Genomic DNA, 16,935 nt, shown 5'->3' with positions numbered 1-16,935 from the left:
CATCCTCCCCCACCTCCCGCTCATGTGGGGCTCTTCCGCGTGCTCTCGAAGGGATCCTCGGTGTCGTCCACGCCCCTCGCCGCTGTCGCCCGGCGCGTCGTCGCCGCGCCCACCCTCGGCGGTGCCCTCGCCGACGCGGCGGTCCAGTCGTCGCTCGACCTCACCGGGCCCGGAGCGGTGCGACCGTTCGTGGTGCACGGGCTGGTGGAGCGGGGCCGCACGGTGCTGGCCGTCACCGCCACGTCGCGCGAGGCGGAGGACCTCGTCGAGGAGCTCGCCGACCTCGTCGCCCCCGACCTCGTCGCCTACTACCCGAGCTGGGAGACGCTGCCCCACGAGCGCCTGAGCCCGCGCAGCGACACCGTCGGACGGCGGCTGGCCGTCCTGCGGCGCCTGCGCCACCCCGGCACCGACGCCGCCAACGGTCCGCTGAAGGTCGTCGTCGCGCCGATCCGCAGCCTGCTGCAGCCCCAGGTCACCGGCCTGGCGGACATCGAGCCGGTCGAGCTGGCCCCGGGTGACACCCGGCCGCTCGACGACGTCGTGCGCGGCCTGGCGGACGCGGCGTACTCCCGCGTCGACATGGTCGAGCGGCGCGGTGAGTTCGCGGTCCGCGGCGGCATCGTCGACGTCTTCCCGCCGACCGAGGAGCACCCGCTCCGGGTGGAGTTCTGGGGCGACGACGTGGAGGAGATCCGCTCCTTCTCCGTCGCCGACCAGCGCACCCTCGAGACGGTGGGCCGCCTGTGGGCGCCGCCGTGCCGCGAGCTGCTGCTCACCGACGACGTACGACGTCGCGCCGCCGAGCTCGGTCAGGCACACCCCCAGCTGCTCGAGCTCACCGACAAGATGGCCGCCGGCATCGCGGTGGAGGGCATGGAGTCCCTCGCTCCGGCGCTGGTCGACTCGATGGAGCTGCTGGTCGACCTGATGCCGGCCGACACCACGGTCCTCGTCCTCGACCCCGAACGCGCCCGCACCCGCGCCCACGACCTCGTCGCGACGAGCGAGGAGTTCCTCGGCGCCTCGTGGGCCGCGGCGGCCGGCGGTGGCACGGCGCCGATCGACCTCGGTGCCGCGTCCTACCGCGAGATCGCCGACGTCCGTCTGCACGCGCTCGGCCTCGGCCTCGCATGGTGGACGGTCAGCCCCTTCGGGATCGACACCAGCGACGCGCCGATCGACGCCGAGACGGCCGGGGTGCCGAGCCGCACCCTCCCGACCCACCCCGCGGAGGCCTACCGAGGCGACCTGCAGCAGGCCGTCGACGACATCCGCGGCTGGGTCACCGACGGGCGCGACGTCGTCGTGGTGCACGCCGGACACGGCCCCGCCGAGCGGTTCGTCGAGCTGCTGGGGGAGAACGACATCGCCGCCCGCCTCGTCGAGGAGGGTGACACCGCCGGGCCCAACGTCGTGACGGTGACCTGCGGCCACCTCGTGCACGGCATCGTCGACGACGAGGCGCAGGTCGCCGTCGTCACCGGCGACGACCTGTCGGGCCAGAAGGCCTCGACCCGCGACATGCGGAAGATGCCGGCCCGGCGCAAGAAGCAGATCGACCCCCTCGAGCTCAAGGCCGGCGACTACGTCGTGCACGAGCAGCACGGCGTCGGTCGCTTCGTGGAGATGAAGCAGCGCGAGATCGGCGGCGCGGTCCGCGAGTACCTCGTCCTCGAGTACGGCCCCAGCAAGCGCGGCGGCCCCAACGACATGCTCTACGTCCCGGCCGACACGCTCGACCAGGTCACCCGCTACGTCGGCGGCGAGAACCCCAGCCTCGACCGGCTCGGTGGCGGCGACTGGACCAAGCGCAAGAACAAGGCGCGCCGTGCGGTGCGCGAGATCGCGGCCGAGCTGATCAAGCTCTACGCCGCCCGGCAGGCCACGCGCGGCCACGCCTACGGCCCGGACACCCCGTGGCAGCGCGAGCTCGAGGACGCGTTCCCGTTCAACGAGACCGTCGACCAGCTGACCACGGTCGACGAGGTCAAGGCCGACATGCGCAGCGTCGTGCCGATGGACCGTCTCGTGTGCGGCGACGTCGGCTACGGCAAGACCGAGATCGCGGTGCGGGCGGCGTTCAAGGCCGTCCAGGACGGCAAGCAGGTCGCGGTGCTGGTGCCCACGACGCTGCTCGTCACGCAGCACCTGTCGACCTTCTCCGAGCGGATGTCCGGCTTCCCGGTCGTCATCAAGGGCCTCTCACGCTTCCAGACCGACAAGGAGGCCAAGGAGGTCGTCGCCGGGCTGGCCGACGGGTCGATCGACATCGTCGTCGGCACCCACCGCCTGCTCAACCCCGACATCAAGGTCAAGGACCTCGGCCTGATCATCGTCGACGAGGAGCAGCGCTTCGGCGTCGAGCACAAGGAGCAGATGAAGCGGATGCGCACGTCGGTCGACGTGCTGTCCATGAGCGCGACGCCGATCCCGCGCACGCTGGAGATGGCGGTCACCGGGATCCGTGAGATGTCCACCATCACCACCCCGCCGGAGGAGCGGCACCCGGTCCTCACCTACGTCGGCGCCTACGAGGACCGCCAGGTGGTGGCGGCCGTGCGGCGCGAGCTGCTGCGCGAGGGCCAGGTCTTCTACATCCACAACCGGGTGCAGTCGATCGAGAAGGCCGCCGCCCGGATCAACGAGCTCGTGCCCGAGGCGCGGGTCGCGACCGCGCACGGCCAGATGAACGAGCGCCAGCTCGAGCAGGTCATGCTCGACTTCTGGGAGAAGCGCTTCGACGTGCTCGTCTGCACCACCCTCGTCGAGTCGGGGCTCGACGTGTCGAACGCCAACACGATGATCATCGAGCGCTCCGACACCCTCGGCCTCTCGCAGCTGCACCAGCTGCGCGGTCGTGTCGGCCGCTCGCGCGAGCGCGCCTACGCCTACTTCCTCTACCCGGCGGAGAAGCCGCTGACCGAGACCGCCCACGAGCGGCTCGCGACCCTGGCCCAGCACTCCGACCTCGGCGGCGGCATGGCCATCGCGATGAAGGACCTCGAGATCCGGGGTGCGGGCAACCTGCTCGGAGGTGAGCAGTCCGGCCACATCGCCGACGTCGGCTTCGACCTCTACGTCCGCCTGGTCGGCGAGGCGGTCGCCGACTTCAAGGGCGGCGCGGAGGAGGAGCTCGCCGAGGTCCGCATCGAGCTGCCGGTCGACGCCCACCTCCCGCACGACTACATCCCCAGCGAGCGGCTGCGCCTCGAGATCTACAAGCGGCTCGCCGAGGTCCGCACCGACGCCGACGTCGACGAGGTCCGCGCCGAGCTCCTCGACCGCTACGGCAACCCGCCCGAGGTCGTGGAGTCGCTGCTCGTCGTGGCGCGGTTCCGCGCCCGGTGCCGCCAGGCCGGTGTCGGCGAGGTGACGGTGGCCGGCAAGTACGTCCGGTTCGCGCCGGTCGACCTGCCCGAGTCGCGCGTCGTACGCCTCCAGCGGCTGCACCCGAAGAGCGTCGTCAAGGCGCCGGTCAGCACCATCCTCGTGCCGCGCCCGCAGGGGACCGGCTTCCCCGTGCGCCCGGTGGCCGGCGTGGCCCTGCTTGAATGGGCCCGCGCCGTGATCGACGATGTGGTCGACCCGCCCGCGCCTGCGCCCAGCCCGGCCTGACCAGCGTCGACCAAGGAGTGACCCCGTGAGCAAGACCCGCCTGATGACGGCCGCGCCCCGCTGGGTAGTGGTGGCCCTCGCAGGACTGCTGCTGACCGGATGCGGCAGCGCCAGTCCCGGCGTCGCGGTCAAGGTCGGCGACGAGGAGATCTCGACCCGTCACGTCGACGAGGTGACGTCCAACTACTGCACCGCGGTCGGCGAGCTCGAGTCGGCGGTGCCGATGGGCTTCGTGCGGCAGTACGTCGTCCAGCTGCTGACGCTGCGCTCGCAGACCTCGCAGATCGCCGACGACTACGGCGTCGAGCCCGGCACGGCCTACTACAACGACGTGGCGCAGCGGGAGGGGACCGCGAGCACCCAGCCCGAGGAGGTCCGGGACGACTACGTCGAGCTGGCCTCGACCTCGGCCTACGCCCAGGACATCCTCGACCAGGTCGGCAGGATCGTCCTCGAGGACCAGGGCGTCACCGACCCGACGTCGGAGCAGACCACGCAGGCCGGCATCGACGTCTTCAACCAGTGGCCCAACACGCACACCCTCGAGGTCGACCCGCGCTTCGGCCTGCGCAGCGTCGACGGCGTGCTGTCCCCGGTCGACACCAGCACCTCGGTCGCGGTCAGCGACACCGCCACGTCGGGCCAGTCGACCGAGCCCGACCCGGCCTTCGCCGAGACGCTGCCGGTCAACCACCGCTGCGGCTGAGCCCGTGAGCGCCACGACGCCCGAGGGCTCGGCGATGGAGGAGTTCGCCGAGCAGATGCGGGTGCTCCGGCGCGAGTGCGCGTGGAAGCGGGAGCAGACCCACACCTCGCTCATCCCGTTCGTGCGGGAGGAGGCCGAGGAGGTCGTCGAGGCGATCGAGTCCGGCGACCCGGCCGCGCTGTGCGACGAGCTGGGCGACCTGCTGCTGCAGGTGGTCATCCACGCGGTCATCGCGGAGGAGGCGGGCGACTTCACCCTCGACGACGTCGCCCGCGGCGTCATCGCCAAGATGGAACGGCGCAACCCCCACGTCTTCGGCGACGCGGTGGCCACCGATGCCGCCGAGGTGCTGCGGCTCTGGAGCGCCGCGAAGGCCGCAGAGAAGGCCGAGAAGGCAGAGAAGGCAGAGAAGGCCGGCGAGCAGCACCGGACGTCATGAGGATCGTCGGTTCGCACCGATGACCTCCATGAGGTCACGCCCGGTCGAGGGCGTCGATCGTCGCCTCCGGCGCGAACACGCTGAGGTAGGCCTCGGGGACCGGCGGCATGTCGTCGTCGGAGGCCCGGGCCGGCAGCCGGATGCCGTCGGGAGGGTGGAAGTGCACCTCGCCCGGGGCGTCGATCTCCCAGCTCGTGGGGTGGGCGCGCCACTCGGACGGTGACGCACCGAGCTCACGGCGGAACGCGCGGACGAACACGTCGTAGCCACGGAAGCCGCACTCGGTGGCGATGTCGCGGAGCGGGCGGTCGGTCTCCCTGGCCAGCCATGCCGCGCGCTCGAGGACGAGCCGGTCGCGGAACCTTGCCTGCGACTCGCCGGCCATCGCGAGCCGCAGCCGCGTGGCGTCCGCGTCGGCCGCCGGATCGTCGACGGCGGCCGTCGCGCGGTCGACGTACGCCCTCAGGTGGTCGGCAGGTCCTGGGTCGGGTCGCGGCACCCGACCACGCTAGCCGCCCCGACGGACACCCCGGCGACGCCGACGTACGACGTGGCTAGGCTGGCTGCCGACCCGAGACGTCCCCCATCAGGAGCTCTGCCATGTCGATCATCGCTGCAGTCGGTGCCCGCGAAATCCTCGATTCGCGCGGCAACCCCACCGTCGAGGTGGAGGTGTTGCTCGAGGACGGCGCGTTCGGCCGTGCGGCCGTCCCCAGCGGCGCCTCGACCGGCGCCTTCGAGGCGGTGGAGCTGCGCGACGGTGGCAAGCGCTACCTCGGCAAGGGCGTGCAGAAGGCCGTGAGTGGTGTCGTCGACACGATCTCGGGCGCGATCATCGGCCTCGACGCCGACGACCAGCGCCTGGTCGACCAGACGATGCTGGACCTCGACGGCAGCGCCAACAAGGCCAAGCTCGGCGCCAACGCCATCCTCGGCGTCTCGCTCGCCACCGCGAAGGCCGCCGCCGAGTCGGCCGGGCTCCCGCTGTTCCGCTACGTCGGCGGTCCGAACGCCCACCTCCTGCCGGTGCCGATGATGAACATCCTCAACGGCGGCGCGCACGCCGACTCCAACGTCGACGTGCAGGAGTTCATGATCGCGCCGATCGGCGCGCCGACCTTCCGCGAGGCCCTCCAGCAGGGCGCCGAGGTCTACCACGCCCTGAAGTCGGTGCTGAAGAAGAAGGGCCTGTCGACCGGTCTGGGCGACGAGGGCGGCTTCGCGCCCGACCTGGAGAGCAACCGCGCCGCGCTCGACCTGATCGCCGAGGCCGTCAAGGCGGCCGGCTTCACCCTCGGCAAGGACATCGCGCTCGCGATGGACGTCGCGGCGAGCGAGTTCTTCGACAAGGGCTCCTACACCTTCGAGGGCAAGAAGGTGAAGACCGACGCGATGGTCGACTACTACGCCGACCTCGTCGCCAACTACCCGATCGTCTCCATCGAGGACCCGCTCGACGAGGACGACTGGGACGGCTGGAAGGCGATGACCGACGCCCTCGGCACCCAGACGCAGCTCGTCGGCGACGACCTGTTCGTCACCAACGTCGAGCGCCTGCAGCGCGGCATCGACGGGGGCCAGGCCAACGCGATGCTGGTCAAGGTCAACCAGATCGGCTCGCTCACCGAGACCCTCGACGCCGTCGAGCTGGCCCACCGCGCGGGCTTCCGCAACATGATGAGCCACCGCTCGGGCGAGACCGAGGACACCACGATCGCCGACCTCGCCGTGGCCACCAACTGCGGCCAGATCAAGACCGGTGCGCCGGCCCGCTCCGACCGCGTCGCGAAGTACAACCAGCTGCTCCGCATCGAGGACGAGCTGGGAGACGCGGCTCGCTACGCCGGCCGGGGTGCCTTCCCGCGATTCGGCGGCTGAAGCAGGCACACTTGCGGCATGCCTTCCCAGCGCCGCACTCCTCGGGCCGGGCCCGGCGGGTCGCGCGGACCGAGGCAGGGCTCCAGCACGCATCCCGGCGCCCGCGGCTCACGACCGCGGGCGGCCGGGACGCGTACGACGTCCCCGCGGGCCACTGAGCCGGTCTCCGCGACGACGGTGCGCCCCGCCGTCCCGCGGAGCGCCGCGCGCCGTCCGCGCTTCACCGGTCGGGCCGCCGTGCTGGTGCTGGTGCTCGCGGTGCTGACCGTGTCCTACGCGTCGTCGCTGCGGGCCTACCTGCAGCAGCGCTCGCACATCGGTGACCTCAAGACGCAGATCGCCGAGCGCGAGGCCAGCATCAACGACCTCGAGCGGGAGAAGAAGCGCTGGGACGACCCGGCCTTCGTCAAGGCGCAGGCACGCGCCCGGTTCGGCTACCTGATGCCCGGCGAGGCCGGCTTCGAGGTGATCGGGCCCGACGGCAAGCCGCTCGAGGCGCAGGCCTCCCTCAACGACCCCGACGACGTGATCAAGACCGTGCCCAAGGCCTGGTGGACGTCGGCGTGGGAGTCGATGGAACTCGCCGGAAACCCACCCCCACCCGACCAGGAGCCGGTCGACCTCGTCGACGGGACGAAGCAGTGAGCAACCGCAAGGACGATCACACCGGTGATCACACGATCGATCCGGCCGACGAGGCCGCCATCCACGCCCAGCTGGGTCGCCGTCCCCGCGGCATCGACTCCGTCGGGCACCGCTGCCCCTGCGGCAACCCCGACGTCGTGACGACCGAGCCGCGGCTGCCCAACGGCACGCCGTTCCCGACGACCTTCTACCTCACCTGCCCCCGCGCGGCGTCGCGCATCGGCACGCTCGAGGGGTCGGGCCTGATGAAGGAGATGCAGGAGCGGCTCGGCACCGACGAGGAGCTCGCGGCGGCCTACCGCGAGGCGCACGAGCGCTACCTCGCGTTCCGCGCCGAGGTCGGGGAGCGGGCCGGGCTCGACGTCCCCGAGATCGAGGGCATCACCGCCGGCGGGATGCCCGACCGCGTCAAGTGCCTCCACGTCCTCGCCGGGCAGTCCCTGGCCATGGGGCGGGGGGTCAACCCGCTCGGCGACGAGGTGCTCGACCTGCTCGGCGACTGGTGGGCCCCGGGTCCGTGCGTGGAACGCTCGGCACAATGAGGGCATGCCCGGAGTGAGCGAGACCGTCGCGGCCATCGACTGCGGCACCAACTCGATCAAGGTCCTCATCGGCGCGCTGCGCGACGACGGGCAGCTCGACGTGGCGCTGCGCGACTCCCGCGTCGTACGCCTCGGCCAGGGCGTCGACAAGTCGGGCGTGCTCGCCGACGCGGCGCTGGAGCGCACCTTCGCGGCGATCGACGAGCTCGCAGCGATGATCCGCGACCACGGCGTCCCGCCCGAGCGCGTCCGCTTCTGCGCGACGTCGGCGACCCGCGACGCGAGCAACGCGCAGGTCTTCGCCGACGGCGTACGACGCCGGCTGGGCGTCGAGCCGGAGGTGCTGTCCGGCGACGAGGAGGCCGCGCTGGTCTACGCCGGCGCGATCGCCGCCCAGGCCCCGATGCCGCCCGAGCCGGTGCTCGTCGTCGACATCGGCGGCGGCTCGACGGAGCTGGTGCTGGGGCAGGGCGAGGACCGGCAGGCGGTGTCCATGGACATCGGGTCCGTCCGCCTCCACGAGCGCCACCTCCACACCGATCCGCCGACCGCCGACGAGGTCGCTGCCTGCGTGGCCGACATCGACCAGCACCTCGACGACTGCGGGATCCCGCTGGAGCGGGCCCGGACCGTCATCGGCACGTCCGGCACGATCAAGACCATCGCGTGCGGCGTCCTCGGGCTGGCCTCCTACGACCGCGAGGCGTTCGACCGGGCGGTGCTGCCCAACGCCGCGACCACCTCCTTCGTCGACGACCTGGTGGCGATGACTGTGGAGGAGCGGCGCGCGCTGCCCTACATGCACCCCGGTCGCGCCGACGTCATCGGCGCGGGCGCCCTCATCTGGAGCCGGATCCTCGACCGCGTGACGGTGATCGAGCACGTCGTCTCCGAGGCCGACATCCTGCACGGCATGGCCGCCGCGATCGCCCGATGAGCGAGCCGACCCTCCTGCCCCACCCGGTCCTGGGAGGCGCCTTCACCAGCCCGGTCGGTCCCGGCACCGGCTGGCCCGACGACCCCGCGGTCGCGGACACCCCCGTCGCGCACGACGCCGAGGACGTACGCCGACTCGCACGCGACGTGCCGCTGGCCGAGCTCGACGCCCGGGTGAGCGTGTGCTCGGCGTGCCCGCGGCTGGTCGCCTGGCGCGAGGGCGTCGCGGTCGACAAGCGGGCGTCCTTCGCCGACCAGCCCTACTGGGGCCGCCCGATCCCCGGCTGGGGCGACCCCGAGCCGTCCATGCTCATCGTCGGGCTGGCGCCCGCCGCCAACGGCGGCAACCGCACCGGGCGGATCTTCACCGGCGACCCGAGCGCGGACTGGCTCTTCGCGAGCCTGCACCGCACCGGCTGGGCGGTGCAGGAGACCAGCCACCACGCCGGCGACGGCCAGCGCCTGGTCGACGCACGGATGGTGGCCACCGTGCGCTGCGCCCCGCCGGACAACAAGCCAACCGCGGTCGAGCGCGACACCTGCGCGCCGTGGATCGCCGCCGAGCTCGCCCTGCTGCCGACCGTACGGGTCGTCGTCGCGCTCGGCTCCTTCGGCTGGGCCGGCGCCGTCCGCTCGCTGGTCGCCGCGGGGGCGCCCGCGCCGGCGACGCGACCGAGGTTCGGCCACGGCGCGGAGGTCTCGCTCGGCGACGTCACGCTGATCGGCTGCTACCACCCCTCGCCCCACAACACCTACACCCGCCGGCTGACGCGGGAGATGACGGACGAGGTCTTCGGGCGCGCGAGGGCGCTGACAGAATGAGCGCGTGACCCTCCACGCGATCACCGTCCTCGGCCACGACCGTCCCGGCATCATCGCCGAGACCACCGACCGGCTCGCCGGGCTGGGCCTCAACCTCGAGGACTCGACGATGACCCTGCTGCGCGGTCACTTCGCGATGATGCTGGTGTGCGAGGGCTCGGCGGGCGACGCCGAGATCGAGCAGGCCCTGTCGCCGCTCACCGCCGACGGCAGCCTCACCGTCACCGTCCGCGAGGTGCCGGCCGAGGGCGCCGTGGCGAGCGACGCGACGGGGTGGGTGCTGTCGGTCCACGGCGGTGACCGGCCCGGCATCGTGTCCGCGGTCGTCGGGGTGATCGCGGGCGTGGGCGGCAACATCACCGACCTCACCACGCGCCTGGCGGGCGACCTCTACCTCGTCGTCGCCGAGGTCGACCTGCCGGCCGGGACCGACGTGCCCGCCGTCGAGGGCGAGCTGTCCCGCGTCGCCGCCGACCTCGGCGTCGGGGTCACGCTGCGCGCCGCCGACACCGACGAGCTCTGAGCGCCGCCGGATGAGCGTCAACACCAGGGTCCTGGCGTGGACCGAGGCCGACCTCGGCCTGGCCGGCGAGCTCCGCGAGGTCGTCCGTGCCCCGGCAGGCGTCCTGTCCGCGGTCGGCGAGACGGTGGACCCGACCTCGCCCGACGTCGTACGCCTCGCCGCCGACCTCGTCGCCACCATGCGCGTCTCGCCCGGCTGCGTCGGGCTCGCCGCGCCCCAGGTCGGCGTGGGCGCCAAGGTGTTCTGCGTCGACGTGTCCGAGCACCCCAAGACCCGCGACCACCACGGCACCTTCGTGCTCTGCAACGCCGAGGTGGTCTCCGGCAGCCGCAACGAGAAGGCGCGGGAGGGCTGCATGTCGGTCCCGGACTTCACCGGTGACGTCAAGCGTCCCAGCCGCATCGTCGTACGCGGCCAGCTGCCCGGCACCGGCGAGGAGGTCGAGCTCGAGGCCGAAGCCTTCGAGGCGCGGGCGCTGCAGCACGAGATCGACCACTGCGACGGACTGCTCTTCCTCGACCGCGCGGCCGGCGCGCACGCCGTCTACGCTCGCAAGACGTACCTCTGACCTGGCTCCCAGGTCGCCGGCCCCGGTATCCCAACCGGTAGAGGAAGCGGTCTTAAAAACCGCACAGTCTGGGTTCGAACCCCAGCCGGGGCACTCTCGAGCGAGGGGGAGACGATGCGCGTACGACGACTGGCCGGGGCGACCGTCCTGCTGGTGGCGGCCCTCGGGCCGGGACCGGCGAGCGGCCACGCGGCGGCGCGCACCTGCGACGGGCGCCCGGCCACCATCGTCGGGACGGAGCGCGACGACGAGCTCACCGGCACGCCGGGCAGCGACGTGATCGCCGGCCTGGGCGGACAGGACACCATCGACGGCGCGGGCGGCGACGACGTGCTGTGCGGCGACGCGGGCGCCGACGTCCTGGTCGGCGGACCCGGTGCGGACCGGCTCCTCGGCGGCGACAACGGGCTGGTCCCGCGGTTCGAGGACGAGTCCGAGCCGGGCCGGGACGTGCTGGTCCCCGGGCCGGGCGACGACCTCGTCGACGTCGGCGTCAACACCGTCCTGCGCGACGACGGCTACAACAGCCCTGACACGATCGACTACTCCGCGTCGGCGACCGGCGTCACCGTCGACCTGGTCAGCGGCGTCGCGACCGGCGAGGGCAACGACACCGTGGTCGTCGCCCAGCCCGCTCCCGCGGCCGGCGCGGTCGTCGAGCTCCTCGGCTCCGGCCACCCCGACCACCTGCTCGGCACCGAAGACCCCGACCAGCTCGTCGGCAACGGTGGTGGCGACCGGATCGAGGGCCGCGGGGGCGACGACCTCCTGATGAACGCCTGGGACGCCTACGAGTACGACGGCACGCGCGGCGAGTCGTACGACGACCACTTCGACGGGGGCGCCGGCGACGACTTCCTCGACTCGACCGGCGGCACCGACCTGCTCCTCGGCGGTGACGGCAAGGACCACGTCCGCAAGGAAGGCGGCACCGGCACGCTCGACGGTGGCGCGGGTCGCGACGAGCTCGAGGTCTACCTGAGCCCGGGCCGCCACCGCCTCGTCGGCGGTCCGGGCCGCGACGAGGTGTCCCTGGACGTGCTCCGCACCGGTGCCCGGGCACGCGGGGTCGTGGACCACGCCCGCGAGCGCTTCGTGGTCCGCCTCTCACAGCGACGACCCGTCCGCGCCGCGATCGTCGACGTCGAGCGCGTCGTGATGCCCGGCAACCCCGGCACGTGGACCTACCTCGGCACCCCGGGTGACGACCGCGTCGTCGGCGCGAGGTCGTACACAGCGAAGGGGAGGGGCGGCGACGACGTCCTCATCGGGTCGTACGCCGACGACGTGCTGCTGGGCGGCGCAGGCCGCGACCGGGTCGTCGGACGCCGCGGCGAGGACCGCTGCCGCGGCGAGGAGCTGGTCGGCTGCGAGCTGCGGCGCGCATTCTGAGAAGTTCCTTAGACGGGAACAGCGCACCCCGCGCCCACGTTTGAACAACTGTCACCCCGGCTAGAGTGAGGTGACACGACAGGCGTCGTCACCGCGACGGCGTCGACCCTCCGGAACCTCCGGAGGCGGCCTCCAAGGAGAGACCATGAAAAGCAACAACCCCGTCTTCGCCCGTTCCGAGGAGTTCAACCGCGCCTCCTCGAACGCCTACGGCAACCAGACCTACGCCGGCGGCGGCTCGTCCTACCCCGGCTACGGCGACGCCGGCACCGACCCCTCGACCTGGGGCACCGGCACGCCCGGGCAGGTGGACCAGGGCCGGATGACGGTCGACTCGGTGGTCCAGAAGACCGCCATCTCGATCGCCCTCGTCTTCGTCACCGCCTTCGCCACCTGGTGGTTCATCGGCGACATGACCACCACGGACAGCTTCGGCAACACGGTCGTCGACGAGGACAACCTCGCGACGGCCAGCCTGCTGGCCATGCTCGGCGCGGGCGTCGCGTTCCTCCTGTCGCTGGTGAACTCGTTCAAGCGCGTCATCAGCCCCGCCCTGGTCCTGGCCTTCGCGGCCGTCGAGGGCGTGGCGCTGGGCGCGGTCAGCAAGTTCTTCGACGCCCAGTTCGGTGACGGGATCGTCACCCAGGCCGTGCTCGGCACCTTCGCCGCCTTCGCCGGCACGCTCGCCGCCTACAAGTTCTTCGACATCAAGGTCGGCAACAAGTTCCGCACGTTCGTCATCGCCGGCGTGTTCGGCATGGTGGGCCTCGGCCTGCTGTCGCTGGTGCTGGGTCTCTTCGGCATCAACACCGGCCTCTTCGGCTTCGGCACCCTCGGCCTCGTGATGGCGATCGCCGGCCTCGTGCTCGGTGTCTTCATGCTGATCCTCGACTTCGACTTCGTGGAGAACGGCGTCGCCGCCGGCCTCCCCGAGCGCGAGTCGTGGCGCGCGGCCTTCGGCCTGACCGTCAGCCTGGTCTGGATCTACACCAACCTGCTCCGCATCCTCGCGATCATGCGTGGCGACTGATCCAGCCGATCCACTGATCCACTCCGCCGGCCCGCTCGAGCTCAGCTCGGGCGGGCCGGCGGCGTTCTGTCAGGGAGCGGTGGCCGGATCGGCCGACGGATCGGCCGACGGGTCGCCGACCGCGTCCTCGTGCTCGTCGGGCGACTCCGCCTCGGTCGAGGGGCGCCGCCGGCGGTGGCGCAGCTCGACCCAGCGGCCGCGGAGGCCGCGCTGGGTGCCGCCGACCTCCGTGCCGTCGACCTCGGTGCCGGGCGTCCGCGCGGCGCGGACCGCCGCGGCAGCGACCGGGAGGATGCCCTCGCGGCGGCGCGGCTCGGGCAGCGCCTCGTCTGCGGGCAGCAGGTCGAGGGCCGCGAGGCAGGACGGGACGAGCACCGACGCGAGCTGCTTGTAGCCGTCGGCCGAGGGGTGGAAGCGGTCCGGCCCGAAGAGCACCGTCGGTGCGGCGTCGAACTCGGGGCCGAGGATGTCGCCGAGGGAGACCGACCGGCCACCGTTCTCCACGACGGTGATGGTCTGCGCTGCCGCGAGCCGGCGCGACCACTCGCGTGCGACCTGCTTGAGCGGCTGTGGGATGGGCCGCACGGTGCCGAGGTCGGGGCACGTGCCGACGACGACCTGCACGCCCGCCTCGCGCAGGCGTCGTACGCCCTCGGCGAGGTGGCGCACGGACGCGGAGGGCAGGACGCTGTGGGTGACGTCGTTGGCGCCGATGATCACGACGGCGAGGTCGGGATGGGTGGCGAGCGCGGCGTCGACCTGGTCGGCCAGTGCGCTCGACTGGGCGCCCACCACGGCGAAGGACCGCAGGTGCACCCGGCGGTCCGCCTGGGCCGCGACACCCGTGGCGAGGTGGGCGCCGGTCGTCTCCTCGACGCGGTCCACGCCGTAGCCGGCGGCACCGGAGTCGCCGAGCAGCGCGATGCGGATGGCCGGGCCCGGTCGTCCCCGGCCGTACCAGCCGGTCGCCTGCGGGGGTACGTCGTTCGCGTTGCCGATCATCCGCCGCGCGATCTTCGCCTCCGCGACCAGGACCCCGTAGAGCCCGGCGCCGAGCACGGAGAGGCCGCCGCCGCCCAGGGCCGCGGCCGATGCCAGCTTGCGTGCTGCTCCAGTTGCCCCCACGCCCCGATGCTACGCAACCGGCAGTGACGGCTTCGGGCCAGTCGGCGGCTAGATTGGCCGGGTGCAGTACGTGAACTCGCTCCTCGACCTGATCGGCAACACCCCGCTCGTCCGGCTCGGCCGGACCCTCGACCTCGCCGACGGCGGGGCCGACGCACCGCTGGTGCTGGCGAAGGTGGAGTACCTCAACCCCGGCGGGTCGGTGAAGGACCGCATCGCCAGCCGGATGATCGAGGCCGCGGAGGCGTCGGGCGAGCTCCAGCCCGGCGGCACGATCGTCGAGCCGACCTCCGGCAACACCGGCGTCGGGCTCGCGATGGTGGCCCAGCAGAAGGGCTACAAGTGCGTCTTCGTCTGCCCCGACAAGGTCAGCGAGGACAAGCGGAACGTGCTGAAGGCCTACGGTGCCGAGGTCGTGGTCTGCCCGACCGCCGTCGCGCCGGAGCACCCGGACTCCTACTACAACGTCAGCGACCGGCTCGCCTCGCAGCCCGGCGCCTGGAAGCCCGACCAGTACTCCAACCCGCACAACCCCCGGTCCCACTACGAGACCACCGGTCCGGAGATCTGGGCGCAGACGGAGGGGAAGATCACCCACTTCGTCACGGGCATGGGCACCGGCGGCACGATCAGCGGCGTCGGGCGCTACCTCAAGGAGCAGAACCCCGACATCCAGGTCATCGGCGCCGACCCGGCGGGCTCGGTCTACTCCGGCGGCACCGGTCGCCCGTACCTCGTCGAGGGCGTCGGCGAGGACTTCTGGCCCGAGACCTACGACCGGTCCGTGGCCGACCGCGTCATCGAGGTCTCCGACGCCGACTCGTTCGCCTTCACCCGTCGCCTCGCGCGCGAGGAGGCCATGCTGGTCGGCGGATCGGCCGGCATGGCGGCCTACGCGGCCCGGCAGGTCGCGCACGAGCTCGCGGCCGAGGGCCGCTCCGACGCGGTCGTCGTCGTCCTGCTGCCCGACTCCGGTCGTGGCTACCTCACCAAGGTCTTCAACGACGAGTGGCTCGCCCAGTACGGCTTCGCGACCGGCGCCGAGGCCGACCACCGCACCGTCGGCGAGGTGCTGCGCGGCAAGTCGGGCAAGCTGCCCGACCTGGTGCACACCCACCCCGGCGAGACGATCGCCGAGGCCGTCCACATCCTCCAGGAGTACGGCGTCAGCCAGATGCCCGTCGTCCGCGCCGAGCCGCCGATCGTGGCCGCCGAGGTCGCGGGCTCGGTCTCGGAGCGCACCCTGCTCGACGCCCTCTTCGGCGGCACCGCCAAGATGACCGACCAGGTCGAGGACCACATGTCCGAGGCGCTGCCGACCATCGGCTCGACCGAGGCGGCTGCCGACGCCGTGTCGCTGCTCGAGCACGCCGACGCGGTGCTGGTCCACGAGGACGGCAAGCCGATCGGCGTGCTGACCCGGCAGGACCTGCTCACCTTCGTGGCCGCGTCGTGAGGCGCCGCACCACACGCCCGGCCGCACGACTGGCCACGGGCCTGGTCGCTGTCGCCTGCCTCGGCGTGCTCGGGGCCTGCAGCGACGACGGCACCAGCACCAGCACCAGCACCGACCCGGTCGAGGTGGAGGTCGGCAAGGCCTTCACGTGGAACGGCTTCAGCGTCGAGGACGGGTGGGAGCTCAACGGCATCGAGCGCTCGGCCGGCCTCGAGGAGGTCACCACGCCCGAGGTGAAGGGCACGATCAAGAACACCTCCGACGAGGAGCGGGCGGCGCTGTTCGAGATGGTGTTCTCCACCGACGGGTCGCCGGTGGCGACGCTCAGCTGCTCCGCGCCGACGATGCTCACCGACCAGTCCCAGCAGTTCATCTGTCCCGGTCTCAGCGCCACGATGCCGAAGGACTACGACGCGGTCGTCGTCCAGGAGTTCCGCCGCGACACCTCCTCCAGCTGAGGTGGGCCCCCGACATGGGTGACCTCTCGGGCGAGGTCGTCCTCTTCCTCGTGCTGGCAGCGCTGGCCGCCGGCTTCGTCGACGCGGTCGTCGGCGGGGGCGGGCTGATCCAGCTCCCCGCCCTGCTGCTCGGCCTGCCGGGTGCGTCGGTGGTGCAGATCGCGGCGACCAACAAGCTGGCGTCGTTCTGCGGCACCTCCATCAGCGCGGCGACGTACGTCCGGCGCATCCGCCCCGACCCGCGCACGTTCCTGCCACTGATGCTCGCCGCCGGCCTCGGCTCGGCCGGTGGGGCGCTCGTCGCCTCCCTGCTGCCGCGCAGCGCCTTCGACCCGATCATCCTGGTCGTGATGGTGCTCGTCGGCAGCTACGTGTGGTTCAAGCCCAGCGTCGGGCAGCTCACCAACCTCCGGTTCCAGGGCGGCAAGCACCTCACCGCCGTGGTGCTGACCGGGCTGACGATCGGCTTCTACGACGGTGCGATCGGGCCGGGCACGGGGTCGTTCTTCGTCTTCGCGCTGGTGGGTCTCCTGGGCTACAACTTCCTCGAGGCCTCGGCCAAGGCCAAGCTCGCCAACTGGGCGACCAACCTGGCGGCCCTCGCCGTCTTCGTCCCGCAGGGGGCGGTCATCTGGCAGCTGGCCCTACCCATGGCCGCGGCCAACATCACGGGCGGCTACCTCGGCGCCCGGCTCGCGGTCGCGCGCGGTGCCGGCTTCGTACGGGTGTTCTTCCTCGTCGTCGTCTCCGCGTTCGTCGTGCGGCTCGGCGGAGGCCTCCTCGGCTGGTGGTGACGG

17 protein-coding genes and 1 tRNA gene are annotated in these 16,935 nt (G+C 72.4%); 16 read left to right on the top strand and 2 right to left on the bottom strand.

Annotated elements, in window-relative coordinates; all coding sequences use genetic code 11:
* Positions 1–60 precede the first annotated feature (60 nt).
* From mfd to AC3A3L_RS12385, 3 genes are read left to right on the top strand one after another with little or no spacing between them, the layout of a single operon-like run.
* On the top strand, positions 61–3,618 hold the full coding sequence (mfd, locus tag AC3A3L_RS12395) for a transcription-repair coupling factor (protein WP_487640336.1): 3,558 nt from the start codon (positions 61–63) through the stop codon (positions 3,616–3,618).
* 25 nt (positions 3,619–3,643) lie between these two features.
* Positions 3,644–4,324, top strand: coding sequence for a hypothetical protein (locus tag AC3A3L_RS12390; protein WP_487640335.1), 681 nt, complete (start codon positions 3,644–3,646; stop codon positions 4,322–4,324).
* A 4-nt stretch (positions 4,325–4,328) separates the two neighbouring features.
* On the top strand, positions 4,329–4,763 hold the full coding sequence (locus AC3A3L_RS12385) for a MazG nucleotide pyrophosphohydrolase domain-containing protein (RefSeq protein ID WP_487640334.1): 435 nt from the start codon (positions 4,329–4,331) through the stop codon (positions 4,761–4,763).
* 34 nt (positions 4,764–4,797) lie between these two features.
* Here the strand turns inward: AC3A3L_RS12385 and AC3A3L_RS12380 are convergent, their stop codons facing one another.
* Positions 4,798–5,262, bottom strand: a complete 465-nt coding sequence (locus AC3A3L_RS12380; protein WP_487640333.1) for a helix-turn-helix domain-containing protein — start codon at positions 5,260–5,262, stop codon at positions 4,798–4,800.
* A gap of 101 nt (positions 5,263–5,363) precedes the next feature.
* Between AC3A3L_RS12380 and eno the strand changes: the two genes are divergently transcribed.
* The 10 genes from eno (at position 5,364) to AC3A3L_RS12330 (ending at position 13,099) form a co-directional block, all read left to right on the top strand.
* Complete coding sequence (gene eno / locus AC3A3L_RS12375) at positions 5,364–6,641, top strand: phosphopyruvate hydratase (RefSeq protein WP_487640332.1); 1,278 nt, start codon at positions 5,364–5,366, stop codon at positions 6,639–6,641.
* An 18-nt stretch (positions 6,642–6,659) separates the two neighbouring features.
* Complete coding sequence (locus tag AC3A3L_RS12370; RefSeq protein ID WP_487640331.1) at positions 6,660–7,286, top strand: FtsB family cell division protein; 627 nt, start codon at positions 6,660–6,662, stop codon at positions 7,284–7,286.
* Positions 7,283–7,828 (top strand): DUF501 domain-containing protein, encoded by a 546-nt coding sequence (locus tag AC3A3L_RS12365; RefSeq protein ID WP_487640330.1) that lies wholly within the window; start codon positions 7,283–7,285, stop codon positions 7,826–7,828. Before AC3A3L_RS12370 ends, AC3A3L_RS12365 begins: the two co-directional genes overlap by 4 nt.
* Positions 7,829–7,832: 4 nt before the next feature.
* Entirely contained in the window at positions 7,833–8,765 is a 933-nt protein-coding gene (locus AC3A3L_RS12360) for a Ppx/GppA phosphatase family protein (RefSeq protein WP_487640329.1), read from the top strand.
* Entirely contained in the window at positions 8,762–9,586 is an 825-nt protein-coding gene (locus tag AC3A3L_RS12355) for a uracil-DNA glycosylase (RefSeq protein ID WP_487640328.1), read from the top strand. The genes AC3A3L_RS12360 and AC3A3L_RS12355 overlap by 4 nt, the downstream gene beginning before the upstream one ends.
* A gap of 4 nt (positions 9,587–9,590) precedes the next feature.
* Positions 9,591–10,109 (top strand): glycine cleavage system transcriptional repressor, encoded by a 519-nt coding sequence (locus tag AC3A3L_RS12350; RefSeq protein ID WP_487640327.1) that lies wholly within the window; start codon positions 9,591–9,593, stop codon positions 10,107–10,109.
* Between the two features lie 10 nt (positions 10,110–10,119).
* Positions 10,120–10,677 carry a peptide deformylase gene (def, locus tag AC3A3L_RS12345; RefSeq protein ID WP_487640326.1) on the top strand — a complete coding sequence of 186 codons (558 nt, stop codon included), beginning with the start codon at positions 10,120–10,122 and terminating at the stop codon, positions 10,675–10,677.
* 19 nt (positions 10,678–10,696) lie between these two features.
* A tRNA-Leu gene (locus AC3A3L_RS12340) sits at positions 10,697–10,770 on the top strand.
* 21 nt (positions 10,771–10,791) lie between these two features.
* A complete protein-coding gene (locus tag AC3A3L_RS12335) occupies positions 10,792–12,069 on the top strand; it encodes a calcium-binding protein (protein WP_487640325.1) in 1,278 nt (425 codons plus the stop codon).
* Between the two features lie 145 nt (positions 12,070–12,214).
* A complete protein-coding gene (locus AC3A3L_RS12330) occupies positions 12,215–13,099 on the top strand; it encodes a Bax inhibitor-1/YccA family protein (RefSeq protein WP_487640324.1) in 885 nt (294 codons plus the stop codon).
* A 69-nt stretch (positions 13,100–13,168) separates the two neighbouring features.
* Here AC3A3L_RS12330 and AC3A3L_RS12325 read toward each other — a convergent pair whose 3' ends face one another.
* A complete protein-coding gene (locus tag AC3A3L_RS12325; protein WP_487640323.1) occupies positions 13,169–14,224 on the bottom strand; it encodes an SGNH/GDSL hydrolase family protein in 1,056 nt (351 codons plus the stop codon).
* 61 nt (positions 14,225–14,285) lie between these two features.
* Here AC3A3L_RS12325 and AC3A3L_RS12320 point away from each other — a divergent pair, with 61 nt between their 5' ends.
* Genes AC3A3L_RS12320 through AC3A3L_RS12310 form a run of 3 tightly spaced genes read left to right on the top strand, consistent with a single transcriptional unit; the run spans position 14,286 to position 16,932 of the window.
* Entirely contained in the window at positions 14,286–15,680 is a 1,395-nt protein-coding gene (locus AC3A3L_RS12320; RefSeq protein ID WP_487640322.1) for a cystathionine beta-synthase, read from the top strand.
* Positions 15,677–16,138, top strand: coding sequence for a hypothetical protein (locus AC3A3L_RS12315; protein ID WP_487640321.1), 462 nt, complete (start codon positions 15,677–15,679; stop codon positions 16,136–16,138). Before AC3A3L_RS12320 ends, AC3A3L_RS12315 begins: the two co-directional genes overlap by 4 nt.
* 14 nt (positions 16,139–16,152) lie before the next feature.
* A complete protein-coding gene (locus tag AC3A3L_RS12310) occupies positions 16,153–16,932 on the top strand; it encodes a sulfite exporter TauE/SafE family protein (protein ID WP_487640320.1) in 780 nt (259 codons plus the stop codon).
* Positions 16,933–16,935 lie beyond the last annotated feature (3 nt).

It is taken from the genome of Nocardioides sp. Soil_C_8 (assembly GCF_057656315.1).
The sequence above is the reverse complement of the archived record's forward strand: the minus strand, read 5'-3'. Positions and strand labels throughout refer to the sequence as shown.